This is a genomic window from Ruminococcus sp. YE71 (genome assembly GCF_900119155.1).
Classification (GTDB): Bacteria; Bacillota; Clostridia; order Oscillospirales; family Ruminococcaceae; genus YE71.
This window is the reverse complement of sequence record NZ_FPIR01000023.1, coordinates 23,774-49,019: the sequence shown is the minus strand read 5'-3', so window position 1 is coordinate 49,019 and position 25,246 is coordinate 23,774. Positions and strand designations below refer to the sequence as shown.

The following is a 25,246-nucleotide window of genomic DNA, read 5'->3' as shown; positions in this document are numbered from 1 at the left end:
CGTGCTTAGGGCACTCCGAGGCTACGACAACGATGACCTGTTACTTGCATTCATTTCAATCAGCTCAAGCAGCAGCGATGGACGCTGTGGCAAACGCCATCAGAATTACACAAAAAAATGAAACACCGCAGCAAGCTGCGGCAAGCAGTCTATGATTTCTTGGTCTTTACGATTCAGGAAAAATAAAGACCAAACAAAGACCAGCCGGCAAAGACCAAACAAAAGAAAAACGCTTAAACGACGATATAGCGTCATTTAAGCGTTCCGATTGGAAACTCCCCCTGTTGGACTCGAACCAACGACCCTGCGGTTAACAGCCGCATGCTCTAACAGTGTCGGAAGTTTACAACGCATTTTTGCTTTAAAAATTTGGTCAGCCTATTTGCTGACCTTTTATGCTTTTACGGTACTCACCGTATTGACGGTATTCCAGTTATCGCAGAACTGCTGATAGGTCATGTTAAGCAGTATGGTGACTTTATAGTCTCTGCCGACTTCTATTCTGTCTACAAGCTCTGCAATGATCATTTTCTTCTGCTCCATAGTACTGTCTGCGAATTCCTCTGCCCAGTTTTTGAAACGGTCATAAAGGGGTTTCACACTTTCCATTGAAGCCTTCTTTTCCGTCATTTCAGTATTCAGAGTATCTAACTTATGCTGCTGCTCGGAGATCTGATTCTCAACTCCATCAATAACTTTACTGAGCTGTTCCGGAGTAAATGCGCTCTCACCCGTGAGAGCCTTTGCAATCTCCTTTTCCAGCTTTTCATGCTGCTTCTGTAGTTTAGCGATGTCCAGCTTGAGCTTTGTCTGCTTCGCTTTGTAGCTCTGCATCTCTTTCGTGAAATGCTTTTTCAAAACCTTTTCATCGGGAGAATCCGTAATGCTCGCAAACATATTCTCTATCGCTTTTACAACAGCATCATCGACCTTGTAGGCAAGATAGGAACTCTGTCCGTCGCATTCGCAAAGTCCCCTGCTCTTGTGATAGCAGAGATACTTTGCTCTCGTGAACTCATACAGCGTGCCGTCTTTTCTCCTGCGTCTGTCGGTATGGCTGATAGCTGTCAGCTTTCCGCCACAGTGAGCGCAGTACATGATACCGGAAAGAAGTGCGCTGCTTTTAGTCTGATAAGCTATCTTTCGATTCTCATCATTCTTCTTCTCACGCTCATCAAGGATATGCTGTGCCTGCTCAAACATCATCTCGTCGATGATCTGTAATTCTTTGAGCTGAGGCGAAACCGTCTCGCCGCTTACCATATAACCGCAGTACAGCTTGTTTCTCAATATCCTGAGAACGGTGTTGCATTGGAACTTGCTGTCATTGTGAGTTTTCACTCCCTGCTTGTTGAGGTATTCAGCAATACGGAAAGAACCATATCCGTTCTTGACAGTCTTTTCAAAAATCACCCTGACCCACTCGGCTTCCTCGGGGTTGACCGCCAGATCATAAGATGGTTTGCCTTTTTTATTCAGCCTTCCTCTGTTCTCCAGCATATACCCGAACGGCACCGGACCGCCGCGATAGATACCCTCCGCCGTAAGCTGCTGCATACGAGTTTTGATACGCATAGAAGTCTTTTCCGACTCCCCTGCCGCCTGCCAGAAACGTATGTAGTTCATCAGCTTATCGACATGACTTTCAAAGCGCTGCTCGCCCTCGTTGACGCTCCAGACCTTGATACCGTGCTTTGCGAACCACTCGACGATAAACGGCGTCTCGTCATCAATACGTCCGATACGGTCGAACATGAACACCAACAACACCTGAAACTCACCTTTGAGGGCAGCGTCCTTCAAGTCCTGAATAGCGTCACGGTCTTTTGCGGATACCTTGAAACCTGAAACGCCCTTTTCGAGAAACTCCTTGCCTATCGTCCAGCCCATTCTATCGGCGAACTCATGGCAGGCTTCCCTCTGCATCGGTATGTCGTCCTTGACCTTATCGACCTGTCCTTTTGTAGATACTCTATATAAAGCGTATGCTATTATTGCATTATCTTTACTCATAAATGATAACCTCCTGTCAGATTTAACTGACTGTTACCGAAAGTTCGTAAGGCTCATGTCCAAATAGGGTAGCTAAATTGTCAAGATGCTTAGTGTAAAAACAAGTTTCACACTTTAAATCATTATAACATATTTAGTACCCTTTGTCAAGAGGTTTTACGAGATTTCGGTATTCTATTTTCAGATGATACTAAGCCATAAAGCGCATAGATACGGCTTTTGACTTGACTGCTGGTTTATGTTATTTGACCGGCAGTTTATTGACTATTGCGGTTTGGTATGATATAATTGACATATACCTTTATAATATATACTATTATAATAGAAAGGATTTTCACTATGTCAAAAGAAAGCGATTGGAAGCTGTTCAGCAAAAAATACTTTGAGTGGAAGAACCGCTACCTTGAACAGTTCATCACAGAATACAAAGCAATCCTCGATTCCGATGACACGCCCATTGACAAATTTGTTGAGCTTAAAGAACGCATAAACAAAGACAGCCGAGCTTCCGTTTTCCGTCTGCCCGGCAGGTTCAGCCGCAACGATATGAACCTGAATATCAAGGCATTACTTGACACAGGCGTTATCACCCTCGATGATCTTTCCGAGTTCAGCGATGAAGTCAAGGATATGGCGGAGTTTGTTATGCGAAATAATAGTGATTGACTACCCACAATCACCTGAAAGGAGATTATTCTTATGAACATAAACGAACGCTGTCAGGCACTACCCATTATTCACACCCAAAAGGTCGAATGGAGCACGGGCGAAAACAAGGATAATGTTATATCCTTATCTTACCCTATCTACAACGATGAGGTCAAAGAATGGATAGACACCTTCTATTCACTTGACATCGCTGATACGGACTACATCAAGAACACCGAAAAGCTAAAGTTGAAACAGATACCGGACCTTACAAGAGATGAAACTCTCACCCGCATTACTGCCATCATCAGAGCAGAACGTTTTTGCGATGGTACTATTGCCGAGGCTCTTGAAAAAGGTGTGCTTGAAGAGCTGAGTGTTCATCTGCACGAGGTTACTAAATAATTAATGTAGCCACTGATAAAAGAATTATATTTTTAAAACTGCGAATTACAGTATAGTTTTACCTAATCCTTAAATCATATAGAAGAATTGTCATTTATTTGTGAGGTAATAGCATGAAAAGTACTGAACCAATGGAATCCAGATTAAAACGAGTAGATATGCATAACTACTTTCTGAACAGAATTGATTTAGGAATGAAAAACAAGAATTACATAGAAGCTTCTTGGCTAATTTATTCTTGTTTTGAAAATCGTTTTTATAGAGTAGTAGAGAAGTACAGAGAAAACTGTAAATATTGCAGATCCAAAAGCAAGTGTAACAAGAAAAACAAGAACGAACTTGCCTTAGCTACGAAAATCAAATGTGTACAACGATTACATGATAATAACGTTGCCTGTATTAGTGAAGCGTTTCGTTATGACCTTTATAAAGATATTCTTGATTGGGTCAATGAAAGAAATGACTTAATGCACGAATTATTATCTTTAGAATACTACGAAAACACTGATGATAGATTTAAGAAAAGCGCAGAAGAAGGATTGAAACTATTAACCGAAACCTATGAAAGCTGCACAAGATTCAGAAGCATTTTTTATACAGATGAGTATTCTTTTGAGTTTCCTGAAGCAGCAATGGAAAATTGTCCTTGTAAACCAAGGAAGAATGATAATAATACACCAAGCAACTGATATCTTATAGAAAATAAGAACCCACTATTTAAAATGAAAACAGAAAAAACTATAATAGGCGGCAGATCATGTACTGTTTACACTGATACTTCCCCAAGATTTCTGCTTATACAGCCCACTGACAACCACGAACTTGAACTGCTTGATAAAGAGATCGAACGCCTAAGATCGCTGACCGATGCCACCTTTGCTTTTGCCGCTTTTGAGATAACCGACTGGAACAGCGAACTGTCACCGTGGACAGCACAACCAGTTTTCGGTAACGAGCCCTTTGGAAACAACGCAGGCGAAACGCTCGTTTTCCTTGAAGATACTCTTATCCCGAAGCTAACAGAGCTGTATTCCTTGGATAAGGATATTCCTGTCATTCTCGGCGGTTATTCTCTTGCGGGGCTGTTTGCTTTGTGGGCGACTTACAACTCTGACAGATTTTCGGCTGTTGCGGCGGTATCTCCTTCGGTATGGTTTCCGAGATGGGTTGAATTTATAAACAAGCACTCCCCTGCCGCCAAAAGCATTTATCTCAGTTTAGGCAAGAAAGAGGAAAAGACTCGCAACAAGATCATGGCTGCGATAGGCGATAATATCCGCAGACAGTACGAAATGCTGAATCAACTCGACCTCAATGTTACCCTCGAATGGAACGAGGGCAATCATTTCACCGAGCCGGAACTGCGAACTGCTAAGGGGTTTGCATGGTGTGTAAACCGATCATCGCATCAATAACGGAGGTAAAGATCATGTTTGATAATGATACAGATGAATATATTCCCCGCACCCTGCATACCAGATTCGGTATAATCGTTACTGATAAAAAGCATTGCAGATTTGTTATCACAAGAGTAAACACCGTGGAGAGTCCGTTGGTATTCCTGCGGGAGTGGTCTGATGATACGGAATACGGTTACGAAGAATACTATACCCTTTACAGATCAGCGCTGACCGCAGATGAAGCCGATGACATTCTCGACCTTCTCCAAAACAACGAAAAGCGCAAGGCAAATGCTCTCCTGAAAAAGTGTTTCAAGCCCGAGGATATTATCTGCGAATCCGTCAGCGAAACACGGCTCGAAGATGCCGTTCCCGATGAATGGTATGATGTATGGCACGAGATCGAATACTTTATCACTTGTGAAAAAGATTTTACAGGTTACTATGAAAATGACATTAAGGAACAGGGTTATTGAATAACCGCAAGCGGCAGAATCAGCAACAAAGATATTAGCTACCCCCTTGACAACCGCCGCCCAAAGTGATATACTATTCTTCGGGCGATGACGTAAGGCGAAACGTCATTTGGCAAAGGGCAATTGAGCTTCGGCTCAAAGATCGTGGGGCTGCTGCGTGGCAGCCCCCTTTCTTTTTGCAGGAAATGTTTTTTACAGCTTTTTCTTCCGCTTCTTCGCCTCCTGTTCCTTTCGCTGACGCTCTTCTTCGACGAGCTTCCCGATATAGTCACCCTGGGAAATCTCGGCGTAAGTATCCCGAATGTCCTTGTAAACATCATACCGTTGTCGGCAGCCGTCAAGATTTTCTTTGATTTTTGCTATCTTTTTATCTAGCTGCGAGGTTTGCTCACGCAATCGGTCGGCATCGGCAGCGGTCATTATCCCAGCGTCATTTACCGCCTGTCTGCAAATGTTGAGCTTCACCTGTTCCGCAGAGGACAGCTCTTTTTTCTTCGACAACGCAAAGTATTCCTGTGCCTGCTCCAATAGGCTAACCATTCGGTTGTGTTCCTCGATATAAGCGTTTATTTCCTGACGCTGTTTTTCGTACTCTGCCCGGAGTTTAGTGATCCTGCCTTCAAGTTCACCGATAGAACCTATTCCGTCACGATTGATGACAGACAACTGTGCCGACAGCCGATACACATCGAGGTCATTATCCACCGTGTATTCTGCGGTCACGATGCGCTTTCGAGGTACTTTCTTCCGCTGTTCCGCGAGTATACGAACGTCGCCTATAATTGCGATATACGCCGCCCGTAACTGCGATTTGCTGTCCATTGTGGGCGTTGTTCCGGCACCTACCTCACGATAGAGTATCCGAATTTTCAAGCTATCCTCGGTATATTCTTCTCCGAGGGTCTTGGTGCGCACAAAACGTTCCTGCCCGGGTGCGCGGACAGATACATACTTGCCGCGCTTTATTTCATATCCACGTTCTTCAAGTGCCTGCAACAATTCATCGAGCGAATTGACGGAGTTTATCAGCCCGTCGATTGCCTGCCGTATCTGCTCCTTCCACGATTTGCCGTACTTCCGCTGCTCCCATTCATAGTAGCTGACCGAACGTCCCTTGTTCTCAAAGTTCAGCGCAGGGGTGACACCAAATGCTCGGCATACACCGTTCACGTTCTCCCTCGCCTGCCGCAGAGAGTTGCGGCAAGCATAATATTTCTGCCCTGAAAGCGAATAGGAATTAAGTATGATGTGGGCATGAACATGGCTGCGGTCAACGTGTGTTGCAATGACCGCCTGCGCGTCCTCACCGAAATTCTTTCGCACGAAAGCCTTTGCTATCTTGTGAGCGAGTTCCGGCGTGACGTTCTCCGAGTCTGCGAAGCTCATTATATAATGGATAGCTTTCACCGAGCCTTTTCCCTCCAGCGGTTTCGGACTGCTGAACTTGTCCCTTGCGAACTGCTCATAAACAAGCCGCATCTGAGTATATGCCTGTTCAGCGTTCGTGGTACAGTTTATCGAAGTCGTGTATAGCATATTCTCGGTCTTATCAGGGTTAAGAATGTAGGCTATACTTTTTTTGACTGAAGTGTGGATAGAGATTGACTTAAGATATGGGATAACGATTCCACCTCGTTTTTCAGCTTTTCAACGTCCTCCGCTGTTATGTTGTTAGTTTCATTTGCTTTCTTTGCTATCTGATTAATGTTGTTGGAAATAATACGCATACCGTTCAGCAGCGGTGCGAATTCTTTCATATCGTAGAACATGGGCTTTGCGTTGAGTATCACCGATCTCAAATATTTAGAAGTATCAGTGTGGCAAGCCTTAGCCTTTTGCTCGATCTTCTCCCAATCCTTTATCTCGAAGTCGATCTCTTTGCGGTGTACCTGTTTGTATTTTCTTGCCATAGAATGGCTCCTTTCATTTTCATAAATTGTTGGTTCAAAATCATCAATCTGCTAATTGACACAGCCATTATAATATAGTATAATTATAGAGCTGTATGTCACAGCGATCTATACCCCGGGAGGCATTAAAATGGATAAGATAACAGTAGGCATGACAATAAAGCTCGTCAAGGATATAGGCGAAAATATCCCCGTCGGCTCGACAGCTACTATCGTATATATCGACGACTTCGACCAGATTTTCATCGACTGGAGCAACGGCGGACAGGGCAAGTTCACCGAGGAACAGCTTTTGAAGAACTTTGAAGTCGCAGCATAAATAAGTATGACTATGAGGGACTGCCGCTTTAGACGGGTACTCATAAAGAAGTTTTATGATTTGAAGATAAGGTTGCGTAACCTCGGCGGTTACGCAGCCTTTCTCTTTTTGTCGAACTTCATACTGTCAGCGACAGCAGTCGCTACGGCAACATTGAAGCGATAATGAATTTCGATCTCCTGAGTGCGGTGACCACTGCTCTTATCGGGAGCATGAACGACGATTTTCTCAATCAGCTCGTGCATGATCTCAGGCGTAAGCTCCGTGATATGTTCATACTTCTGTACTGCCCTGATGAATGCTGTCACATCGGCTGACTTCTGCTCTGCTGTTTCGATGTATGCGGACAGCTCGGCAACAGTCGCCCTGAGCTTCTTCTGTTCGTCCTCATATCCTGCCGACATCACCGCAAAGCGTTCATCGGAAATCTTACCCGATACATTGTCCTCATAACATCGAGATTTCTCCTGAATATTTCTTTTCTGAACTAAGAATCACACTTTGTTTGGAGTGCAGTAAGAAATTTGAAGCACTTAGGCACAATGATTCAAAGAGAAAAGAGTTTATTAGAAGTATAATGGATTACGATATCTATGACGAAAGCATTGTCGAAATACCAATAGGAAACAGCGATACTATCACTTTTACAGCAAAACATCTTGCTGAAATTCAGGAAATACTGAAACAGAAGCCTAAAAAGAACAAGTAATATCAAAAGGAGCGTTACCATCGAGGCAACGCTCCGCTTTTGTTTATTCATCTTCGTCCGAACATTCCGACAGCCCGTGTGTGAGTTGAATGTAAACGTACTCTGCTCGGTCGCGCTCCTCGCCCTCGGTGGACATCGTCATTTCGAGAAAATACGCTTTTGCTTCTTCATAGTCCTTCCAGATCTCACGCCTGCCGTTGCAAACAGTCGTGACCTTGCGTGTTCTCGGCATTGCCAATTCAGGTATAGCTAACATATGTTTACCCCCATTTTTTCAAAAACGATATTGATTTATCGATGTTTATATATTGAAAAATAACTGCTTGGGCAACATTCTCCATATGAACACACAACATAAATGGTATGCCCGATCTTGTATTCGGACGTTGTGGTAAAAGTGTTGCCTGCCTTTTCTGTTTCTACGGCAGTTGTATTATTATTCATAGCGATCTTTCCTTTGCTTTTATATCTCTACGCATTGGTGAGGGCATCGCTTTCTTTCTCTTACCCTCTACGCAGCCGCAAGGTCGGTATGTCATCCCTTCAGCCGACCGAGTATTTTGCGACTATACCCATTATAGCGCGCAACGAAGTTGATTGTCCAGCTGTATTGTGCACGAACTTTGGGTTGAATTTCAGTTTTCCCCAGTCTAATTTGCACTGGATTAATTAAAAAAGCATCAAGCGTTTGATTACTTGATGCTTAGGTATAGCTTTATAATGCTCTTTCCAGTTTCAGAAGAGCTGTTTTCTTATCCAGTCCGCCTGCATAACCAGTCAGGCTGCCGTTTGCTCCAACTACTCTATGACAGGGAATGATTATCGAGATGGGATTATGTCCCACAGCACAACCGATTGCCTGCGCGGACATACGCTGAATGCCTTTCTGCTCTGTGAGGATATGGGCTATCTCTCCGTAAGTCTTGACCTGACCGTAGGGTATCGTGAGAAGAATATCATATACTGCTTTACGGAACGGTGTTGTGTTCAGGTTGATCGGCGGAGTGAAGTCGGGAATTCTGCCGCTAATATATATATCAAGCCACTTGCAAGTTTGAGTGAATATAGGCAGCTCTGCTTTGGTACTTTCGGATAGGAGATTATGGGGAAAGTATTTCTGTCCGTCGAACCATAAGCCTGTCAGTGTATCGCCGTCGCTGGCGAGAGTGGTGTTACCGAGTGGAGAATGATAGTGATTTATATAAGATATATTATTACCCATCATAGAAATCGTCCATTAATTCCAATTGATTCAAGATGAACATACTTGTTTCACGAGCAGTATACTGATGCGAATGATAACTATATTTTAGGTGCTTTCTTGCTATTTTTTTTCTATGTGCTTCGATGAATCCTGATCCATATCTTTTGGAATTAACCAACTTTTCAAATTCTATATTTGCTGCCGAGAGATCTCTCTTTTCAATCAAAATGCCGTTTTCAAAAATCAATTCAAAAGACCGATCAAAATAGATATAATACTCTACACCACAATACAAACCACTGAATCTACCGCTATGAGGAATAAAGGCAATAACAAAAGCACCAGTAAAATCTACAAACAGCTTTTCAGATGATACGGGCTCTCCTCCCATATATATTACTTTTGTACCATAAAGCGTGTTGTCGATCAACTCATAATCTGCTACATATCCTCGTCGATTATTAGTACCCGGATTATAATGTAATTCACATGGCATAATAAAATCTGCGCAAAGAATTGGATGTGCATATTTCGAGATGTCTATAACCACATAATTAATTCCATCCATAGTAAATGAATCAGTAGAACATGAAGTACTCATATCAACCACTCCCCATAAATTATTATACAAGTATATTGAAGAAAAGTCAATGCCTTAACGCCAGATTACAAAAACATCTTCATAAAACTATTGATGTAATCACGCCCCACAGGGCGAATTCTATTCCAGCAAGCTCGGTATCTCCGCATTACAAAATCTCAAATTTGAATGCTCCGATACACAGCTTGCCAGAGGGTTCCACCCCTGTGTCCCCGAACAAAAAACAAGAGAAAAAACGAAACAGAGCGGCTTGGATACAGACAAGCCTTTCAGAGTAAAAATCAACCTCAGCAAGCACGGCAATTCGTTCCCACAAGAATTGTGAAAACGCCTTGCATTGCTTGCTGAGGGTTACGCCCTTAATCCCCCGAATCTGAACAAAAACATGAAGGATCCCCACAGCAATGTATAGTGCATAAAACTCCATTGAAAACGCGGGGAAGATCAGCAAAGCTATGCTGATACCGGTAATAATATTTGCCATTACACAGGAGCCCCTACTTCGATATCAATTCGATTGATTTATCAAACGAAACGCATTCGGCATATCTTTTGTTCCATATAAATTCATTATAATACTTATACTCCCATTTTACAAAAGTGTTCCTGCTATAAATCAGGATTCACGCATAATACATACAAATAGTTCCTTGTGACAGTTTAAAACCATTTCTTTCATAGAATTTGGAAGCAGGTGCATATTCGCTGGTATAAAGTACGACCCCGGCATATCCTTTTTCCTTACTGTAATCTAACAGCGTCTTCAATAATTGCCTGCCAATACCTTGACCCTGTCTTTCAGGTAAAACCGCCATTTCGTTAATATATATTTCTTTTTTACTTCCTGATATCTTACATAATGCAAATATACATCCAATTACTGCGTCATCTTCTTCATACACATATCCTATAAATCTTTTCTGCTCGTAATAATCCAATAAATATTCTTTTGCATTATCAGGATCCCAATCGATCCCCCAATATTCTATAGGAAACGCCTTAGCATATATCACTCCACACTGCTGCAAATCTTCCTCTTTTATTTTTCGTATCATAAAAATCACCTCGTGCGCTTCACGAAATTACAATTTATCTTATTAACATCAGCTTGTCACCAACAGGGAGAGTATAGAATTCTTTGATCGTGCTTGCGGCTTTGCCTATACAATAATCAAGAAGCATATTAAATTTCAATCCTGCTGATCTGCTCTTGTTTATAAGCGGCATTACGTCATATGTCTTAAAGAAAGTCACCATAGGGTTGGGAGCTTTCATCCATAATTCAAATGCTGACGCTCTCGTTGTTTCTTGGGGGTCAATTTCTCTGACGCTCATTTTATGATCTCATCTCCGATCTGTCTTATTACTTCCGTTTTTTCATATGTATCATCGTCCTTTGTGTTTTTCTCTTTTCTTTTGCTGTTTTATCTCAAACATCCGTTGCTTGTCTGCGAGCTTTTGTTCACGGGTCTTCACCTTTCGCTCCAGTTTGTTCTGTTCAAGCTGCATCTGCAATGCCATCTGCGATTTTGTGCCTACGCCCGAACGCTCCATCTGCTTTCTTGCGTTCCTTTGCCGCCGCTTAGGATTATCTGCTGTTTTGCGCTGTTTTATATCCACTTCCTGACTGAACCGCAGTTCGGTGAAATGCTTATGCACAAATTCATATATCTCCTGTTCCTTGGGCTCTGCTCCGAATGTGACCTTACATACGGACAATCTGCCATTATCACAGCGCTCAAATATCCCCACCCAGAACGGCTCGTCAAAATATACCGTCAATGTTCCTTCCATGAGCTGTCCTTTATGTTAGTTGTGCTGATGATCAGTATGTATTTGCCGCAAGCCATTTTGTCAGAAAACCCAACTGCTGCTCTGTGTGAAACCAATGCTCGCCGCCCTGCATTACCGTCAGCCCTGCACCTGTATGTTCTGCAAATTCTGTGACCGTTTCAAGGCTTGTCAGGCTGTCGTTTTCGCCGTAAAGTATCTCGGTGGGGATATTCCATTTTATCGGGTGTTCTCTCACATAGCAGAGATACTCCCATGACAGTGTTTCACCGAAAGAGGTCTCAATTTCTTTGCAATTGCAAAGTTCCTTTTCGGTGACGCCTGTCCATTTCATCATATCAAGGATAAGCCGTTCCATATCAACAATGGGCGAAATGAAAAATGCTCTGTCTATTCTCTTGTCGGCAAGCGACTGCATTGCAAAATATGCTCCTATACTGTTTGCTATCAGTATGACTCTATCGCCGTTTTCGCATAGTTCGTCATACAGCTTCGGAAACTCCGACCTTGCCTGCCACGGTGTTTCGGCTTTGTAATCAATACCGATAACATCATACTCAGGGAACAAGGTTTTGTAAAATTCGCATTCATCGGCACTTCCGTTTTTGCCGTGAATGTAGATCACTATGTTTGTCATTTAAGTCTCCTTCAAATATTTCTATATGTTTGCTTTATAATCTGTATTCCATCTGGACGTCAAACGGCTCCTCTGCCGCCAGTTTTTCATTGACCTCCTCCGCAGGCGTACAGCCAAGTGCCCGGTATGCCGCCTGTGACTCTTTTGAAGAATGAGCAGATATGTACAGTTTGTCCGCGCCAAGCCGCCGTGCCTCTTCGCAGACAAGGGAAAAGAGCTTCCTGCCGATTCCCTGACGTCTGTATTCCTCTGATACCTGAAAACAAACCAGCTGCACATATTTTGCCGTAACTCCGAATATACGGTGGGAGACAGTTGCAAAACCAATGAGCCGCTCACCGTCGAAGGCGCCAAATCCGGTCTGGTCAAGGTTTATATTATGCACCACTTCTTCTGCGATTTCCCGGCACTTCTCCTGCGACCAGTTTTCTTCATAGACATTCGGCACAAGCTTCCAATCGTTGTCAATCTTTCTCCAACACTCTGTAACAGTCTGGTGACGGACAAAATCATCCAATGAATTGCCTGTGAAATTGTTATTGTCCAATCTCTTATATTGATAGTTAATTTCCATATAGATGGCAAGGCTTTTGACCTCACAGCCCTTGCTCGCATAGTAAGCAAACATTTCATCAAGTTTCTTCAGATCATAGCTTGTAACACAATCGGATATGACATGAACATCATACCCTGCCTTTGTCATGTTGAAACAGGTGGATTTTACACAGCCCGTGGCGTCCGCTCCGGCAACATAGAACTCTTTAATTCCGTTCTTTTCAATGAACTCTGTAAATTCCTCACTTGTAAGCGCATTTGCTTTCGTCTTCACAAAGATATTATCGGACACCACCTTCATTTCAGGAACCAGTTCAGCCCCCTTTGTGTCCGGCTTGAATGTGCGTGTACCGGCAGACAAGTTATTGTGTTTAATATAGATAACTGCCATTTTCTGTTTCATTGCCCAATCAATAGCGGAATTGATGTTTTCAATGATGTCCCTGTAATGCTTAGTAATGTCATTTTGAATGTCTATTACTACAAGTGCTTTATTATTCATTTCTATCACTCCCATAAGTTTTGATAAAATGCCTGCTGAACGCTTTGATCTGCGCCAATGCTTCTTCTGTTTTCTCCGGCTCACGGTCACATAAATGAATCAGAGCAGAGATCGGCGCAGTATAAGCAAACGCAAGCATTTTGGGGTCATCGTTCCTCAGCAAGCCTTTTTTCATCATGCCGTCAAAAATATATGTGAACATTTCGGTCAGCCCCGTCAGAAAGTGCTTCGTTGCAAGCTGCCTTGCACGGTCATCACGGTACTGCTCAATAGACAGCAGTTTTCTTGTCATCACTATTCTTTCATCATGCACCGTAATATCGACCATTCGCATTGTCATTGCAGTAAGTTCATCAAGAGTATCGGGTACAGGCGGCAAATTCTCTGCTGAACCGAAGCGTTCATTGTAATATGCGATCATTCTGTCCAGCAAAGAGTTCCAGATCTCTTCTTTGCTCTTATAATGCTTATACATTGATGACTTCACAAGCCCCAGCGATGCAGTCAGCTCACGGATATTCGTACCGTCATATCCCTTCTGCGAAAACTGTCTTAGAGCTTCATCAAGTATTCTTTCCTTTGTATCCTTTGCCATAATTTCCTCCGATAATAAAGAGTGACCTATCGTTCACTTGCTATATATATTATAGCGAACGATAGGTCACTTGTCAATAGGCATTTATATATTTGTGTATATCAAACAACCGATCCGATGATATTTTAGTGTTAATGGCGAAAAACACTTACCTGTTCATTTTTCCTGCAACTGACGAACATCTCACGAACAACCCTAAGCCCTCCGAAATGATATATAATGGTTTCAGGTTCGGGAGATAGCCGCCTTAGCTAAAGCACGGCAAAATATCTCAGAACCGACTACAACATTTATATAGATGGAGGGTATCTCATGAAAATATACAACGACTTGCCTGTAGTTGGTATCGACCACGGTTACGGGAATATCAAGACTGCCAATACGGTCAAGGATTTTGAGTTTTCCTATTTTGACGATATTGACGATGCACTTATCGAAGGACTGGAGCGGAATCAGGAATTTTTCTCCCTGCTGCTCAATGACGAGGAGATCAAGCGTGAAATCCTCGGTATCTTTACAGAAGAAATCTATAATTCATTGAAGAAAGCAGCAGAAGAATAAATCTTGTAGCAACTCAATATAATATTTTCTAATAAAAGGTTACTATGCAGGTTCATCAGCAATAATCTGTTGTTCTGAATTATGTGCTGACAAAAATAAACAGGAAGAGACATCGTAATGAAGTTTCTTCCTGTTTTGCTTATAGCCCGCTGTATAGGTCTTTCATATTAGTTTTTGGAAAACTTCTTTATGAGTACCAACCTATGCAGCCCTCTATTTTTATTATGGCGCATTCAGTTGGCATATCCGTTCAGGTTGGCAGTTCCCGAACAGACAGAATACGCCTCAAAATACGATCAAAGACTGTATCTTACTCTCATGGGTCTTTTATCTATGTCGTATCCGAAGTCGATATTCCCGAGTTTGTCTTTCAGATCGGGATCCGAATTCTGTACAGTATCGTAAAAAGTCTGCCTGTCATTCTTGTTACGTTCAAAACAAAGATAGTTTCTATCTAAAATGGCAGCGACAAATACCGTTGTACCGATACCCGAGAAAGGATCAAAAACATAGTCTCCCTCACCGCTGAAATATAGCATTATCATCTGAGCGACCTCCGGAGGAATATCTCTCTGACGCTCTTTTATATTATCGGCACCTGTAACCACCGGTGCGACCTGCACTATATTTCTGTGCCACTTTTCAAGAATATCCTGCGGTATAGCGTTTTCCGTTTTCTTTTTGCTGTTAGCTACAGATCCTCTTTCTGTAAAGGTGAGCCTTTTTCCGTCACTGTTTTTACCGGGGCAGCTTTCATTTCTGCATATCCACCGCTGCTCTCCTATTTTTGAAAATCCATAACGATGCATGAATTTCGTTTCGCCGCAATACGGACAGGGCATCGGTTCTTTTCTTTCGACACACTTCTGAAAAATCAGAATATGCTCGTAGCAGCTGCCGGGTATCTCGGTCATGGGATAATGCTTAGCTTTGCCGCAGTACGGCTGGGAATAAAGTCCCTTGTCCCAGATGCAGTCAGTGATATATGTAAAGCCAATCTTCTCAAGCATTACTGTATAGTAAGCCGCGAGGGGAAACTTTTTGTCATACAGATAACCGTTTTTCCTGATATCATAAGTTGTCTGATCTCCGACCACAACTGCGCAGTAATGGTAATTCTTCAGCATACGAAATGCCTTGCTGAAAACACTTTCCATGTCATTCATGTAGTCCTCAAAAGAACTCCACTTATACGAAGTTTCTTCGTAATACTCAGCAGTCTCATCAAGCATATAGTCGGGTGGTGCCGTCAGAACGAGATCAATGCAGTCCTCCTCATTATCCGGAAGCCAGTACTTGGGATCCAGATCATAAAACTTGCTTTCCGATAAAGGTAATTTTTTTCTCATACAATTATCTCCCTCCTAAGTTGGTATTATTGATTTTTGAGCCATCATTTGCTGTCTGTTTTTTCTGCTGAAACATCTTCAAGTGCCTTGTGCAATATGCGGTCTTTATAATTCTCCAGCATAAGCCACAGCACTTTTTCCTTGATGTCCTCAGCAGACTCCTTGAACACCAGAGTAACCTCACAGCCGCCGCAATTACTAACGACCTTCTTTTCTTCGTTCAGACTATCCCCTCCCCTGCTGTAAGAGCCTGCCTCAGCGACTTTCCGGCGCAGAGCATGGCAGTCTTGTTACCCTCCAGATCGGTGACGACGGTGAACTTGCCAAAACTGCCAATCTTTATTTCTTCACCCTCGGCAAGCACCTGTCGAATTGTGTCCATCACCGAATTTATATATCGGTAAGCAGTGACCTCGGAAACACCCTTGCGGGCAGCGAGTTCTCTTGTAAATTCCTGAGTATCCATCAGACCCTCTCCTTTCTCTTCACGATCTCCGTGACCGCGAGCATAACACTGTAGTTCTGCATGATACCAAGTTCGGTATTCAGAATATCAACTGTCTCCTTCTCGGTTTTCCCGAGGAAGTCTGCGAGATCAGCAACAGTCACGCCCGCGAGTATCATTTCTTCTTTTATTCTTTCGTTAGGCATCTATTGTCCCCTTTCTGTTTCTCATTTCTTTTCTGATGAAGGTGATATATCTCCTGCGCTTTCCTCCGACTCTTTTTTCGGGACGGTAGCGGAGATCCTTGCGCATCACCCAGCCCACTTTTATAAGGTTCGCTCTGAAAAGAGTATTGAGTACGGTCTGGATATTTACGCGGGGCTTTCCGAGCTTTGTCAGATAGTCATCACACATTCCGATAACCACGCTCGGTATAATGTAAATGTATTCTTCATCATAATATCCGAGCAGCGTTTTTGTCGGATCAGTTTTGTAGAACTCATTTACATTCAGCATATAATTGTGCTTATCAGCAACGAAAGTCTTGATGAGATACATGAACACCTGAGTGTCTCTGTTTTCAAAGTTCATCTGACACAACCTCCATATCGTCGTCCACCAGCAGGAACGGGAAAAATGCACCTGCGCCACAAATTAATGCTCCTATAATAAACTTCATTTTTATCTTTCCTCCATTTCACATTGCACGTTTTGGTGCTTTCCGGCTGACGGTATCTAAACTGTCCATCCGACTTTTTATGGTCAGAGGATAGTCCCTGTCCACATCGTAGCACTCAAATTTTTCTTTGTCTGTTCCATACAGAAGCTGATCAAGATAATATTCTGCGTAGCCCCGATTGTTAAGACTTTCAATATATCGGTCATCAACTTTATCAATGGGACTGCGGGGATCGTAAATCTTCTCCCAATATCTGAGCAGCCTTTTGTATTCGATAAGAACTTCGACCGATTCCCGAAGCCACAGTTCAAAGGCTTCATTTTTCTTTTCCTTCTTTTTCACAGGAGGGGCAAACTCGCCGTGATCTAAGGAAAGTCCAAAATCTGCGCTTATCTTTTTTGCAGCTTCAATGTTAGATAGTCCAAATAGCTTCTGAACAAAATCGGTATGGTCTCCGTGTTCCCCACAGCCGAAGCAGTGGAAATGATCTTCATAGACTTTAAAAGATGGGGTGCGCTCGTTGTGAAACGGGCAGAGGGCAAATCCGCCGCGGTTCACATCAAGACCGTAAAAACGAACGAGGTCACGAAGGTCCAACCTGTCTTTTATGTCTTGAAAGATATTTGACATATCAGCCTCCATTTCATTTTTGTTATGTGAAAGGAAACGATTCAAGTTGGCATACCGAGCAAATTTTTTGGCAGAAAATCTACTCAGGAAATCTTGTCCTTCCATAAGTAAGCACACTTAGAGGGCATTTTGTTAAATGCAAATTTTGTTTTTTGGGAAAGTTTGTAGCAAATCACAAAACAGGCATATGAAAATTATGCTATTTTATTTTTTTCTCCAAAAATAAAAATCACCACTATTCACTTGCAGTCTTAGCTTGACTGCTCATGAACAGAGGTGATAATTGCGTGGCTGAATCCGCAGCGGTAAAAATTTTTTCCAGCCCATTCGGGCTAATTCGTTTTTGAAAATCGTAATTATTTCTATTTTGTAAACGCCAACATAAGCAAGTATAGAAAGAGCCGTATACCGAGGTCACGGCACTTTCCCAAATCGCAGCACCCCTGCGATTTAGTTGTTAAGGGAACCCGGAGCCCTTAACGATAGGACTTTGTCGAGGAACACATAATAACAGCTATGAAAATGGACAGAGCACTTCTACGGAAATAAAAAGCTGTAAAATATCATGCGAGGGGTAGCAATCCGCAGCGGTTTGTGGTATAATAGTATCAGACAAGGAGACAGATATGAGAGATACCATTTACAGATACAACACTCCGCTGCGGATAGCTTTGCTTGCCGATCTTCATGACCGTGAGTTTGGCTGGATAACAAATTCGCTGAAAGCGCACAAGCCTGAAATAATCTGTATCGCGGGCGATGTGGTTCATCGAGTTGATACGAATACGGACGGGCTTGTGATACATCAGACGAAATATGTGCTCCCCTTCTTGAAAGCCTGCGCTGAAATTGCACCGACTTTTATGTCATTAGGTAACCACGAGTGGACGCTTTGCGATGAAGATATTGAAGTCATGGCAGAAACAGGTGTAACGATTCTTGATAACAGCTTTGTGCAGTATAAGAAGTAATGATAGGCGGTCTGAGTTCCGCAGGTGTTACGGCATACAAGGAGTACCGCAAGGATAAACCTGAACGCTATCCCGATTGGGATTATGGGGACAGACCCGATGCGACCGATCCCGATGTTTCATGGCTTGATGACTTCTACAAGCAGGACGGTTACAAGATACTGCTATGTCATCACCCAGAGTACCGCGACCGCTATCTGAAAGATATGCCAATTGATTTGGTTCTGTCTGGTCACGCACATGGTGGACAAATCAGACTTTTCGGACAAGGACTGTTTGCACCGGGACAAGGTATTCTTCCGAAGTACACAAGCGGTGTAAATGGGAATATGATTATTTCAAAGGGGCTTGCAAATACAGCAGGCACTATACCACGTCTGTTCAATCCGAGGGAAGTCGTGTATATTGAACCGATTTGACGGATTATTATCGACTTTTCATTTTACCCCCTTGCCTTTGGAAAGAATTTAGTGTATAATAGAAATATAGAAGTATAACGTGACCCACCACGGAGGTGAGCTTGATGGGAACCTACCTTAACCCCGGCAACAGCAGCTTTAAGAGAATAATCAAATCCGACTACGTCGATAAGACGGGGCTGATCTCGGTTATCAATGAGCGTGTGGATACAGAAGACAGCCTTATCTGTGTCAGCCGTCCTCGTCGTTTCGGTAAGTCTTATGCAGCAAGAATGCTATGTGCATATTATGACTGCACCTGTGATTCTCATGAGCTGTTTGATAAATACACTGTTGCTGAATCTGAAAACTATGAGGAACATATCAACAAATATAATGTAATATACCTCGATGTGGCTTCGTTTCTGTCTGAGCTGAAACGCCAGAACCACAGCATAAAAGATGTTGCAAATGATATTGCACAGACGATACGAACAGAAGTAATCACCGACAGACCTGAGCTTGCAAGTGTTACGAGGGTCTCAGAGTGCCTCAGAAAATATGTTGAACTGACCGGAAAGAAGTTCATTTTCATAATTGACGAATGGGACGTTGTTATCCGTGAAGCGAAAGATGACAATACCACACAGACAGCATACCTTAATCTCCTGCGTGAATGGTTCAAGAACGGGAACTTCACTGTTGATGTCGTTGCTGCCGCATACATGACAGGAATTCTGCCAATAAAAAAAGACGGCTCGCAATCTGCGATATCCGACTTTAAGGAATATCCGATATTAAACCCTCGTATGTTTGCCGAGTACACAGGCTTTACAGAACAGGAAGTCCGTGACCTTTGCAGAGAAAAGGGAATGGACTATAATGAAGCGAAGAAATGGTATGACGGCTATACCTTTAACAAAGGTCAGTCTATCTACAATCCTTTTTCGGTCATGATGGCTGTCAAGAACCAGGAGTTCGGTTCTTACTGGAAACAGACATCGGCTGCCGACCCTCTGTTATCTTTTATTGATATTGATATTCACGGTGCAAACGGAAAAGACAGTCAGCTCGGTGCGGATATTGTCAAGCTGATAGCTGGTGAGCAATTAGAGGTAGAAGTCAGCAGGTTCAATAACGATTTCCAATCCTTCAATTCAGAGGATGATATTCTGACACTCCTTGTACATCTCGGCTATCTTGCTTATGACAAAACTACAAAGCGAGTAAGGATACCAAATGAAGAAGTCAGATTGGAGTTCCACGACTTACTGAAAGAACCTAAGCATACAAACCTTTCCGATCTTATCGTGCAGTCAAAGAAACTGTTCGCTGATACACTTGCCGGCAACGGTGAAGCTGTTGCAGAAGCAATACGAAAAATCAGAGAAACAAATTATGCTCCGACGCACTACAATAACGAGCAGTCTCTCAGATATGCCATAAAGTTTGCATACATCGTGTGCGTCGACAGCTATATGAAAGTAGAGGAGCTTCCCAGCGGAAAGGGGTATGCCGATGTTGTGTATATTCCCAAAAGCAATACTGCTCTTCCGGCATTGGTTATAGAGCTGAAATGGGAAGAAACTGCCGAAGCGGCAATAGACCAGATAAAAGCAAGGCGGTATCACTCGGTTCTCCAGGACTACTTTGGCGAGATCGTTTTAGTGGGTATAAACTACAACAGCAAGACCAATGAGCATACCTGCACGATCGAGAGAGTCGAGAAATAATCCCACAGAAAACAGAGGACGATTCCACATGGGAAACGTCCTCTGAAAAATTATATATCGCAAAATATTCTCATTGGGGAAATGGTTCGTTCAATCTGTTCTACCTATCTTCCTTATGAATAATCTCCCCATTATCCTTCCAAATCGAATCAGCAGGCACAACACCTCTCACGCAGGAAGTCGGATAAACATTACTGTTCCTGCCGATAACGGTTCCCGGATTGCATACCGCATTACAGCCTACCTCAACATAGTCGCCTATCATAGCACCAAACTTCTTTATGCCTGTCTCGACTTTTTCGCTACCGTCACGGACTATAACATTCTTCTTGTCGGACTTCACATTCGACGTGATGGAGCCCGCACCCATGTGGCTGAAATATCCGAGAATACTATCGCCCACATAATTGTAGTGCGGAGTCTGAACGTGATCGAACAGAATGACGTTCTTCAGTTCAACGCTGTTGCCAACAACGCAGTCCGCACCTACCAGCGCAGAACCACGAATAAACGCACAGTGACGGACTTCTGTGTTCGGTCCGATAATGCAGGGCGAACCAAGATACGCAGTTGGGAAAACCTTTGCGGTTTTGTGTACCCAAACGCCTTCTTCTCGCTGTTCGTATTCGCTTGGGTCGAGGGTCTTGCCAAGTTCAAGAATACAATCCTTTATACCGCTGAGTGCTTCCCAGGGGTATGTGAACTTTCTCAGATAGTCCTTTGCAAGTGTATGATCGAGATCGTAGAGATCAGAAATTGTGTACATGCGTCAAAACTTCCTCCAAACCATCTTATCCACAACCCCCGTATAGCTCTGAATGATTTTCACGACCTTTGTGGACACATTCTCCTCCACATAATCGGGAACGGGGATACCGTAATCGCCATTGAGATTCATAGTAACAGCAGTATCAACCGCCTGCAAAAGCGACTTCTCATCAATGCCCGCAAGCACGAAACAAGCCTTGTCCAGTGCTTCGGGACGCTCGGTGCTCGTTCTGATGCAGACAGCCGGGAACGGATGACCAACGCTCGTGAAGAAACTGCTCTCCTCGGGAAGTGTTCCGCTGTCGGAAACCACCGCAAAAGCGTTCATCTGCAAGCAGTTGTAGTCATGGAACCCAAGCGGCTCGTGCTGAATAACACGCTTGTCGAGCTTGAATCCGCTTGCTTCAAGGCGCTTCTTAGAGCGCGGATGACAGCTATAAAGTATCGGCATATCGTACTTTTCAGCCATTTTGTTGATTGCCGTGAACAGGCTCATGAAGTTCTTTTCAGTGTCGATATTCTCTTCACGGTGCGCCGAAAGCAGAATGTATTTGCCTTTTTCAAGACCGAGCCTGCTGTGAATGTCACTTGCTTCGATCTCGGCAAGGTTCTGATGAAGAACCTCAGCCATAGGACTGCCGGTAACGTAGGTACGCTCCTTGGGCAGACCGCAGTCCGCAAGATAACGTCTTGCGTGCTCGGAGTATGCGAGGTTTACGTCACTGATTATGTCAACGATACGACGGTTGGTTTCCTCGGGCAGGCACTCGTCTTTGCAGCGGTTTCCGGCTTCCATGTGGAAAATCGGGATATGCAGACGCTTCGCAGCAATTGCCGACAGGCAGGAGTTTGTATCACCGAGAATAAGCATAGCATCGGGCTTGATCTGGCTCATCAGCTTGTAGGAGCAGTTGATGATGTTGCCCACAGTTGCGCCGAGATCGTCGCCCACTGCGTCCATGTAAACCTCAGGGTCGGCAAGCTTCAAATCCTTGAAGAAAACGCCGTTGAGGTTGTAGTCATAGTTCTGCCCTGTGTGCGCAAGAATACAGTCAAAATACTGTCTGCACTTGTTGATGACCGCCGCAAGTCTGATGATCTCGGGACGTGTGCCGACGATTATCAGCAGCTTGAGCTTTCCGTTATTCTGCCATTTTATCTCGGAATAATCTGTCTTGATTTCCATGTTATCCTCCAATCGGAAAAGCCCTCAGCTGAACGACCTCTCCTGCTTCGATTTTCGTAAGTTCGGGTATACGGTTCTCGCCCTTGACTATTGCGCCAAGGCAGATGTGGCTGCCCTGCCCGATAATGCAGCCGTGGTCGATTATCGCACCACAGTTGATGATACAGCCTTTTTCAATCTTTGTATCAGTATTGATGATGGCCTTTGGTAAAACTATCGTACCGACCTCTACAGTCGCAGTCGGGCTAAAATACGCCGTATCGTGAATGATCGTCGGGACTTTTATGCCCTCGTTGATCAGCTTATCAATCCATTTTATCCTGCCCTCGTTATTGCCGAAAGCAGGATAAATCTCGGTTTCATTATTCGCAAACTTAGCGTAGTCGGAACATTTGCCGAGCGTGTCAAGGTTCTCATTATCATCGAGAAAGTCAACGCTTTCGTACTTCCCCGACTGCCTAGCGACATCAGCAACAGTCCTGCCGTAACCGCCTGCGCCAATGATTATCAGCCTCATACAGGCTCACCAAATGTATCGGGGTGATTAGGATCAAACTGCTCATTAGCCCACATCACGGTAACAAGATTCTCGGTCTCACTGAGATTTATGATGTTGTGCGTGTACCCGGGCAGCATATGAATTGCCTGGATCTTATCGCCGGTCACCTCAAACTCAATGACCTCATCGGTGCCGATCTTGCGCTCCTGAATCAGACCGTGACCCGCCACAACGATGAAAAACTCCCACTTTGTGTTGTGCCAGTGCTGACCCTTAGTGATACCGGGCTTACTAATGTTTACACTGAACTGACCGCAGTTTACGGTCTTTAAAAGCTCGGTGAAACTGCCGCGGTCGTCACAATTCATCTTCAAGTCGAAGATAGTCTTCTCTTTAGGCAGGTAGCTGAGATATGTTGAATAGAGCTTCTTTGCAAAGCTGTTGTTTGGGATCTCGGGCATAACCAGCGTATCAGGCTGCGCCTTGAAGGACTCCAGCAGATCAACGATCTCGCCGAGAGTGACCTTGTGTGTGGTCGGCACATAGCAGAACTTTCCGTTTTCATCGGGAACAACATTCAGACCGTCGTAGTTACAGGTATGAGCCTTGCCCTTAATAGCATCAAGCATTTCCTCGATCAGATCATCGATATACAGCAGTTCAAGCTGAGTGCTTCTGTCATTGACCTGGATAGGCAGATCGTTCGCAATATTATTGCAGAAAGTTGCAACTGCGCTGTTGTAATTAGGTCTGCACCACTTGCCGAACAGGTTCGGGAAACGATACACAAAGACCTTTGCGCCGGTCTCTTTAGCATAGTCAAAGAACAGATTTTCACCTGCGAGTTTACTTCTGCCATACTCGCCGTCATAACGTCCTATCAGCGTAGCCTGCAAAGACGATGAGATCATCACGGGACACTTATTTCCATGCTTTTTCAGCGTATCGAGCAGCTCACTCGCAAAACCAAAATTGCCTGCCATAAACTCGCTGTTATCCTTGGGACGATTCACTCCTGCAAGGTTGAACACGAAATCAGCCTTGGCACAGTATTCGTCCAGCAGGGACTTGTCCGTATCGATATCGAACTCAAATATCTCGTCGATCTTGATGTTAGAACGGGTACGGTTCTTGCCGTCACGGATATTTTTTAGGTTCTCTACAAGATTCTTTCCGGTGAAGCCCTTTGCCCCGGTCACAAGTATGTTCATTACTTCTTCTCCATTTCGGCAAGGCGCTCCTGTATGTAAGCGAGTGAAGCAATCTTCGCCTTTGTTTCCTCTACCGTGAGCAAACGAGTATTATTTGAATCAAATTCAGTCAAAGTATTGCGCTGCTCATCGCCCTCTTTGAAATACTTATCATAGTTTAAACCACGATTGTCAGCAGGAACACGATAGAAATCGCCCATATCAATAGCCTTTGCACACTCCTCGTTGGTAAGCAGGGTCTCATACATCTTCTCACCGTGACGGATGCCGATGACTTTGATATCCTCTTTCTTTCCGCCGAACAGCTCACATACTGCTTCAGCCTGTGTCTGAATGGTGCAGGCGGGAGCTTTCTGAATAAGAAGATCACCATTCTCGCCATGTTCAAAAGCGAACAGAACGAGATCAACGGCTTCTTCAAGAGACATGATGAAACGTGTCATCTTCGGCTCTGTAAGCGTGATAGGCTGACCATTCTGAATCTGGTCGATCCACAGCGGAATCACCGAACCGCGGCTGCACATAACGTTGCCGTAACGGGTACAGCAGATTTTGGTGTTGCCAGAAGTTCTCGACTTAGCAATAGCGACTTTTTCCTCAAGCGACTTAGAAATTCCCATAGCGTTTATTGGGTAGGCAGCTTTATCAGTCGAAAGGCAGATAACGCTCTTGACACCAGCTTCGATAGCGGCTGTAAGTACGTTGTCGGTGCCAATAACATTGGTGCGAACAGCCTCCATAGGGAAGAACTCGCAAGACGGAACCTGCTTGAGTGCAGCTGCGTGAAATATGTAATCAACGCCCTGCATAGCACCACGAACAGATTCCAGACTGCGAACATCGCCTATGTAGAACTTGATCTTGTCAGCTACTTCTGGCATAGTAGCCTGGAAGTGGTGACGCATATCGTCCTGTTTCTTTTCATCACGGCTGAAGATCCTGATCTCACCGATATCCGTTTTCAAAAAACGATCGAGGACAGCGTTGCCGAAGCTGCCTGTGCCGCCAGTTATCATTAATGTTGCATCTTTGAATAAGCTCATCTATATTC

The 25,246-nt window shown here is 43.8% G+C and carries 35 protein-coding genes and 1 pseudogene; 11 read left to right on the top strand and 25 right to left on the bottom strand.

What is annotated here, in order from left to right; genetic code table 11:
* Positions 1–393: 393 nt before the first annotated feature.
* Positions 394–2,013 carry a recombinase family protein gene (locus tag BT142_RS16560; RefSeq protein WP_072419288.1) on the bottom strand — a complete coding sequence of 540 codons (1,620 nt, stop codon included), beginning with the start codon at positions 2,011–2,013 and terminating at the stop codon, positions 394–396.
* A 339-nt stretch (positions 2,014–2,352) separates the two neighbouring features.
* Between BT142_RS16560 and BT142_RS16555 the strand changes: the two genes are divergently transcribed.
* From BT142_RS16555 to BT142_RS16535, 5 genes are all read left to right on the top strand, one after another.
* A complete protein-coding gene (locus BT142_RS16555) occupies positions 2,353–2,679 on the top strand; it encodes a hypothetical protein (protein WP_072419287.1) in 327 nt (108 codons plus the stop codon).
* 33 nt (positions 2,680–2,712) lie between these two features.
* The gene (locus BT142_RS16550) at positions 2,713–3,066 is read left to right on the top strand and encodes a DUF6508 domain-containing protein (RefSeq protein ID WP_072419286.1); all 354 of its coding nucleotides are present in this window, start codon (positions 2,713–2,715) and stop codon (positions 3,064–3,066) included.
* A gap of 113 nt (positions 3,067–3,179) precedes the next feature.
* Positions 3,180–3,755, top strand: coding sequence for a hypothetical protein (locus BT142_RS16545; protein WP_072419285.1), 576 nt, complete (start codon positions 3,180–3,182; stop codon positions 3,753–3,755).
* A 33-nt stretch (positions 3,756–3,788) separates the two neighbouring features.
* Complete coding sequence (locus tag BT142_RS16540; RefSeq protein WP_072419284.1) at positions 3,789–4,481, top strand: alpha/beta hydrolase; 693 nt, start codon at positions 3,789–3,791, stop codon at positions 4,479–4,481.
* Positions 4,482–4,495: 14 nt separating this feature from the next.
* Entirely contained in the window at positions 4,496–4,942 is a 447-nt protein-coding gene (locus BT142_RS16535) for a hypothetical protein (protein ID WP_072419283.1), read from the top strand.
* Positions 4,943–5,134: 192 nt separating this feature from the next.
* Here BT142_RS16535 and BT142_RS16530 read toward each other — a convergent pair whose 3' ends face one another.
* Both BT142_RS16530 and mobC read right to left on the bottom strand, forming a co-directional pair.
* Positions 5,135–6,478 (bottom strand): relaxase/mobilization nuclease domain-containing protein, encoded by a 1,344-nt coding sequence (locus BT142_RS16530; protein ID WP_242872023.1) that lies wholly within the window; start codon positions 6,476–6,478, stop codon positions 5,135–5,137.
* 32 nt (positions 6,479–6,510) lie between these two features.
* On the bottom strand, positions 6,511–6,852 hold the full coding sequence (mobC, locus tag BT142_RS16525; protein WP_072419281.1) for a plasmid mobilization protein: 342 nt from the start codon (positions 6,850–6,852) through the stop codon (positions 6,511–6,513).
* A gap of 130 nt (positions 6,853–6,982) precedes the next feature.
* On the opposite strand from mobC, the gene BT142_RS16520 reads away from it, so the two are divergent.
* Positions 6,983–7,171, top strand: a complete 189-nt coding sequence (locus BT142_RS16520) for a hypothetical protein (RefSeq protein WP_072419280.1) — start codon at positions 6,983–6,985, stop codon at positions 7,169–7,171.
* Between the two features lie 89 nt (positions 7,172–7,260).
* Here the strand turns inward: BT142_RS16520 and BT142_RS16515 are convergent.
* Positions 7,261–7,632 (bottom strand): annotated as a pseudogene (locus tag BT142_RS16515) (DUF4368 domain-containing protein); the annotation flags it as partial.
* 116 nt (positions 7,633–7,748) lie between these two features.
* On the opposite strand from BT142_RS16515, the gene BT142_RS19945 reads away from it, so the two are divergent.
* Entirely contained in the window at positions 7,749–7,880 is a 132-nt protein-coding gene (locus BT142_RS19945) for a hypothetical protein (RefSeq protein ID WP_278277579.1), read from the top strand.
* 43 nt (positions 7,881–7,923) lie between these two features.
* On the opposite strand, the gene BT142_RS16510 is transcribed toward BT142_RS19945, so the two are convergent.
* The 10 genes from BT142_RS16510 to BT142_RS16465 form a co-directional block, all read right to left on the bottom strand.
* Positions 7,924–8,136, bottom strand: coding sequence for a hypothetical protein (locus tag BT142_RS16510; protein WP_072419279.1), 213 nt, complete (start codon positions 8,134–8,136; stop codon positions 7,924–7,926).
* A gap of 459 nt (positions 8,137–8,595) precedes the next feature.
* Complete coding sequence (locus BT142_RS16505) at positions 8,596–9,105, bottom strand: methylated-DNA--[protein]-cysteine S-methyltransferase (protein WP_347497769.1); 510 nt, start codon at positions 9,103–9,105, stop codon at positions 8,596–8,598.
* Positions 9,095–9,685, bottom strand: coding sequence for a hypothetical protein (locus BT142_RS16500; RefSeq protein WP_072419278.1), 591 nt, complete (start codon positions 9,683–9,685; stop codon positions 9,095–9,097). The genes BT142_RS16505 and BT142_RS16500 overlap by 11 nt, the downstream gene beginning before the upstream one ends.
* Positions 9,686–9,833: 148 nt before the next feature.
* On the bottom strand, positions 9,834–10,169 hold the full coding sequence (locus tag BT142_RS19275) for a hypothetical protein (RefSeq protein ID WP_072419277.1): 336 nt from the start codon (positions 10,167–10,169) through the stop codon (positions 9,834–9,836).
* A gap of 139 nt (positions 10,170–10,308) precedes the next feature.
* Positions 10,309–10,740: a GNAT family N-acetyltransferase gene (locus tag BT142_RS16490; RefSeq protein WP_072419276.1), complete on the bottom strand. Its 432-nt coding sequence runs from the start codon at positions 10,738–10,740 to the stop codon at positions 10,309–10,311.
* Positions 10,741–10,774: 34 nt separating this feature from the next.
* Positions 10,775–11,020, bottom strand: coding sequence for a hypothetical protein (locus tag BT142_RS16485; protein WP_347497768.1), 246 nt, complete (start codon positions 11,018–11,020; stop codon positions 10,775–10,777).
* Between the two features lie 51 nt (positions 11,021–11,071).
* Positions 11,072–11,479, bottom strand: coding sequence for a YjdF family protein (locus BT142_RS16480; RefSeq protein WP_072419275.1), 408 nt, complete (start codon positions 11,477–11,479; stop codon positions 11,072–11,074).
* Between the two features lie 31 nt (positions 11,480–11,510).
* A complete protein-coding gene (locus BT142_RS16475) occupies positions 11,511–12,113 on the bottom strand; it encodes an alpha/beta fold hydrolase (RefSeq protein WP_072419274.1) in 603 nt (200 codons plus the stop codon).
* A gap of 34 nt (positions 12,114–12,147) precedes the next feature.
* Positions 12,148–13,170 (bottom strand): isochorismatase family protein, encoded by a 1,023-nt coding sequence (locus tag BT142_RS20035; RefSeq protein ID WP_072419273.1) that lies wholly within the window; start codon positions 13,168–13,170, stop codon positions 12,148–12,150.
* Positions 13,163–13,765, bottom strand: a complete 603-nt coding sequence (locus BT142_RS16465) for a TetR/AcrR family transcriptional regulator (RefSeq protein WP_072419272.1) — start codon at positions 13,763–13,765, stop codon at positions 13,163–13,165. The genes BT142_RS20035 and BT142_RS16465 overlap by 8 nt, the downstream gene beginning before the upstream one ends.
* Positions 13,766–14,077: 312 nt before the next feature.
* Between BT142_RS16465 and BT142_RS16460 the strand changes: the two genes are divergently transcribed.
* Entirely contained in the window at positions 14,078–14,326 is a 249-nt protein-coding gene (locus tag BT142_RS16460) for a hypothetical protein (protein WP_139182277.1), read from the top strand.
* Between the two features lie 296 nt (positions 14,327–14,622).
* Here the strand turns inward: BT142_RS16460 and BT142_RS16455 are convergent, their stop codons facing one another.
* From BT142_RS16455 to BT142_RS16435, 6 genes are all read right to left on the bottom strand, one after another.
* Complete coding sequence (locus BT142_RS16455; protein WP_072419271.1) at positions 14,623–15,675, bottom strand: DNA methyltransferase; 1,053 nt, start codon at positions 15,673–15,675, stop codon at positions 14,623–14,625.
* 44 nt (positions 15,676–15,719) lie between these two features.
* A complete protein-coding gene (locus BT142_RS19940; protein WP_278277338.1) occupies positions 15,720–15,845 on the bottom strand; it encodes a hypothetical protein in 126 nt (41 codons plus the stop codon).
* 50 nt (positions 15,846–15,895) lie between these two features.
* Positions 15,896–16,141, bottom strand: coding sequence for an HU family DNA-binding protein (locus BT142_RS16450; protein WP_072419270.1), 246 nt, complete (start codon positions 16,139–16,141; stop codon positions 15,896–15,898).
* A complete protein-coding gene (locus BT142_RS16445) occupies positions 16,141–16,326 on the bottom strand; it encodes a hypothetical protein (RefSeq protein WP_072419269.1) in 186 nt (61 codons plus the stop codon). The genes BT142_RS16450 and BT142_RS16445 overlap by 1 nt, the downstream gene beginning before the upstream one ends.
* Entirely contained in the window at positions 16,319–16,711 is a 393-nt protein-coding gene (locus tag BT142_RS16440) for a hypothetical protein (protein WP_072419268.1), read from the bottom strand. The genes BT142_RS16445 and BT142_RS16440 overlap by 8 nt, the downstream gene beginning before the upstream one ends.
* A gap of 106 nt (positions 16,712–16,817) precedes the next feature.
* Positions 16,818–17,534, bottom strand: a complete 717-nt coding sequence (locus BT142_RS16435; RefSeq protein WP_242872022.1) for a CHC2 zinc finger domain-containing protein — start codon at positions 17,532–17,534, stop codon at positions 16,818–16,820.
* A gap of 521 nt (positions 17,535–18,055) precedes the next feature.
* Between BT142_RS16435 and BT142_RS16430 the strand changes: the two genes are divergently transcribed.
* The 3 genes from BT142_RS16430 to BT142_RS16420 all read left to right on the top strand — a co-directional run bounded on the left by BT142_RS16430 (position 18,056) and on the right by BT142_RS16420 (position 20,531).
* The gene (locus tag BT142_RS16430; protein ID WP_072419267.1) at positions 18,056–18,400 is read left to right on the top strand and encodes a metallophosphoesterase; all 345 of its coding nucleotides are present in this window, start codon (positions 18,056–18,058) and stop codon (positions 18,398–18,400) included.
* Positions 18,400–18,819 (top strand): metallophosphoesterase family protein, encoded by a 420-nt coding sequence (locus BT142_RS16425; protein WP_072419266.1) that lies wholly within the window; start codon positions 18,400–18,402, stop codon positions 18,817–18,819. The genes BT142_RS16430 and BT142_RS16425 overlap by 1 nt, the downstream gene beginning before the upstream one ends.
* A 104-nt stretch (positions 18,820–18,923) precedes the next feature.
* The gene (locus tag BT142_RS16420; RefSeq protein WP_072419265.1) at positions 18,924–20,531 is read left to right on the top strand and encodes an AAA family ATPase; all 1,608 of its coding nucleotides are present in this window, start codon (positions 18,924–18,926) and stop codon (positions 20,529–20,531) included.
* A gap of 100 nt (positions 20,532–20,631) precedes the next feature.
* On the opposite strand, the gene BT142_RS16415 is transcribed toward BT142_RS16420, so the two are convergent.
* From BT142_RS16415 to BT142_RS16395, 5 genes are read right to left on the bottom strand one after another with little or no spacing between them, the layout of a single operon-like run.
* Positions 20,632–21,297: an acyltransferase gene (locus BT142_RS16415; protein WP_072419264.1), complete on the bottom strand. Its 666-nt coding sequence runs from the start codon at positions 21,295–21,297 to the stop codon at positions 20,632–20,634.
* A 3-nt stretch (positions 21,298–21,300) separates the two neighbouring features.
* Positions 21,301–22,485 (bottom strand): non-hydrolyzing UDP-N-acetylglucosamine 2-epimerase, encoded by a 1,185-nt coding sequence (wecB, locus tag BT142_RS16410; RefSeq protein WP_072419263.1) that lies wholly within the window; start codon positions 22,483–22,485, stop codon positions 21,301–21,303.
* A 1-nt stretch (position 22,486) separates the two neighbouring features.
* Positions 22,487–23,002, bottom strand: a complete 516-nt coding sequence (locus BT142_RS16405) for a PglD-related sugar-binding protein (protein WP_072419262.1) — start codon at positions 23,000–23,002, stop codon at positions 22,487–22,489.
* Complete coding sequence (locus tag BT142_RS16400; RefSeq protein WP_072419261.1) at positions 22,999–24,195, bottom strand: capsular polysaccharide biosynthesis protein CapF; 1,197 nt, start codon at positions 24,193–24,195, stop codon at positions 22,999–23,001. Before BT142_RS16400 ends, BT142_RS16405 begins: the two co-directional genes overlap by 4 nt.
* Positions 24,195–25,238 carry a polysaccharide biosynthesis protein gene (locus tag BT142_RS16395; RefSeq protein WP_072419260.1) on the bottom strand — a complete coding sequence of 348 codons (1,044 nt, stop codon included), beginning with the start codon at positions 25,236–25,238 and terminating at the stop codon, positions 24,195–24,197. Before BT142_RS16395 ends, BT142_RS16400 begins: the two co-directional genes overlap by 1 nt.
* Between the last annotated feature and the right edge of the window lie 8 nt (positions 25,239–25,246).

What these genes read in the sequence shown, in the direction of transcription:
- BT142_RS16540 (WP_072419284.1), top strand. Translation starts at nt 3,789, where the DNA reads ATGAAAACAGAAAAAACTATAATAGGCGGCAGATCATGTACTGTTTAC.
- BT142_RS16455 (WP_072419271.1), bottom strand. Translation starts at nt 15,675, where the DNA reads ATGAGAAAAAAATTACCTTTATCGGAAAGCAAGTTTTATGATCTGGAT.
- BT142_RS16430 (WP_072419267.1), top strand. Translation starts at nt 18,056, where the DNA reads ATGAGAGATACCATTTACAGATACAACACTCCGCTGCGGATAGCTTTG.
- BT142_RS16510 (WP_072419279.1), bottom strand. Translation starts at nt 8,136, where the DNA reads ATGTTAGCTATACCTGAATTGGCAATGCCGAGAACACGCAAGGTCACG.
- BT142_RS19945 (WP_278277579.1), top strand. Translation starts at nt 7,749, where the DNA reads ATGGATTACGATATCTATGACGAAAGCATTGTCGAAATACCAATAGGA.
- BT142_RS16560 (WP_072419288.1), bottom strand. Translation starts at nt 2,013, where the DNA reads ATGAGTAAAGATAATGCAATAATAGCATACGCTTTATATAGAGTATCT.
- wecB (WP_072419263.1), bottom strand. Translation starts at nt 22,485, where the DNA reads ATGGAAATCAAGACAGATTATTCCGAGATAAAATGGCAGAATAACGGA.
- BT142_RS16500 (WP_072419278.1), bottom strand. Translation starts at nt 9,685, where the DNA reads ATGAGTACTTCATGTTCTACTGATTCATTTACTATGGATGGAATTAAT.
- BT142_RS16405 (WP_072419262.1), bottom strand. Translation starts at nt 23,002, where the DNA reads ATGAGGCTGATAATCATTGGCGCAGGCGGTTACGGCAGGACTGTTGCT.
- BT142_RS16485 (WP_347497768.1), bottom strand. Translation starts at nt 11,020, where the DNA reads ATGAGCGTCAGAGAAATTGACCCCCAAGAAACAACGAGAGCGTCAGCA.
- BT142_RS16450 (WP_072419270.1), bottom strand. Translation starts at nt 16,141, where the DNA reads ATGGATACTCAGGAATTTACAAGAGAACTCGCTGCCCGCAAGGGTGTT.
- BT142_RS16445 (WP_072419269.1), bottom strand. Translation starts at nt 16,326, where the DNA reads ATGCCTAACGAAAGAATAAAAGAAGAAATGATACTCGCGGGCGTGACT.
- BT142_RS16395 (WP_072419260.1), bottom strand. Translation starts at nt 25,238, where the DNA reads ATGAGCTTATTCAAAGATGCAACATTAATGATAACTGGCGGCACAGGC.
- BT142_RS16505 (WP_347497769.1), bottom strand. Translation starts at nt 9,105, where the DNA reads ATGATGGGTAATAATATATCTTATATAAATCACTATCATTCTCCACTC.
- BT142_RS16435 (WP_242872022.1), bottom strand. Translation starts at nt 17,534, where the DNA reads ATGGAAGGACAAGATTTCCTGAGTAGATTTTCTGCCAAAAAATTTGCT.
- BT142_RS16545 (WP_072419285.1), top strand. Translation starts at nt 3,180, where the DNA reads ATGAAAAGTACTGAACCAATGGAATCCAGATTAAAACGAGTAGATATG.
- BT142_RS16555 (WP_072419287.1), top strand. Translation starts at nt 2,353, where the DNA reads ATGTCAAAAGAAAGCGATTGGAAGCTGTTCAGCAAAAAATACTTTGAG.
- BT142_RS16400 (WP_072419261.1), bottom strand. Translation starts at nt 24,195, where the DNA reads ATGAACATACTTGTGACCGGGGCAAAGGGCTTCACCGGAAAGAATCTT.
- BT142_RS16550 (WP_072419286.1), top strand. Translation starts at nt 2,713, where the DNA reads ATGAACATAAACGAACGCTGTCAGGCACTACCCATTATTCACACCCAA.
- BT142_RS16465 (WP_072419272.1), bottom strand. Translation starts at nt 13,765, where the DNA reads ATGGCAAAGGATACAAAGGAAAGAATACTTGATGAAGCTCTAAGACAG.
- BT142_RS16535 (WP_072419283.1), top strand. Translation starts at nt 4,496, where the DNA reads ATGTTTGATAATGATACAGATGAATATATTCCCCGCACCCTGCATACC.
- BT142_RS16440 (WP_072419268.1), bottom strand. Translation starts at nt 16,711, where the DNA reads ATGAACTTTGAAAACAGAGACACTCAGGTGTTCATGTATCTCATCAAG.
- BT142_RS16425 (WP_072419266.1), top strand. Translation starts at nt 18,400, where the DNA reads ATGATAGGCGGTCTGAGTTCCGCAGGTGTTACGGCATACAAGGAGTAC.
- BT142_RS16415 (WP_072419264.1), bottom strand. Translation starts at nt 21,297, where the DNA reads ATGTACACAATTTCTGATCTCTACGATCTCGATCATACACTTGCAAAG.
- mobC (WP_072419281.1), bottom strand. Translation starts at nt 6,852, where the DNA reads ATGGCAAGAAAATACAAACAGGTACACCGCAAAGAGATCGACTTCGAG.
- BT142_RS19275 (WP_072419277.1), bottom strand. Translation starts at nt 10,169, where the DNA reads ATGGCAAATATTATTACCGGTATCAGCATAGCTTTGCTGATCTTCCCC.
- BT142_RS16475 (WP_072419274.1), bottom strand. Translation starts at nt 12,113, where the DNA reads ATGACAAACATAGTGATCTACATTCACGGCAAAAACGGAAGTGCCGAT.
- BT142_RS16420 (WP_072419265.1), top strand. Translation starts at nt 18,924, where the DNA reads ATGGGAACCTACCTTAACCCCGGCAACAGCAGCTTTAAGAGAATAATC.
- BT142_RS16490 (WP_072419276.1), bottom strand. Translation starts at nt 10,740, where the DNA reads ATGATACGAAAAATAAAAGAGGAAGATTTGCAGCAGTGTGGAGTGATA.
- BT142_RS20035 (WP_072419273.1), bottom strand. Translation starts at nt 13,170, where the DNA reads ATGAATAATAAAGCACTTGTAGTAATAGACATTCAAAATGACATTACT.
- BT142_RS16460 (WP_139182277.1), top strand. Translation starts at nt 14,078, where the DNA reads ATGAAAATATACAACGACTTGCCTGTAGTTGGTATCGACCACGGTTAC.
- BT142_RS16480 (WP_072419275.1), bottom strand. Translation starts at nt 11,479, where the DNA reads ATGGAAGGAACATTGACGGTATATTTTGACGAGCCGTTCTGGGTGGGG.
- BT142_RS16520 (WP_072419280.1), top strand. Translation starts at nt 6,983, where the DNA reads ATGGATAAGATAACAGTAGGCATGACAATAAAGCTCGTCAAGGATATA.
- BT142_RS16530 (WP_242872023.1), bottom strand. Translation starts at nt 6,478, where the DNA reads ATGCTATACACGACTTCGATAAACTGTACCACGAACGCTGAACAGGCA.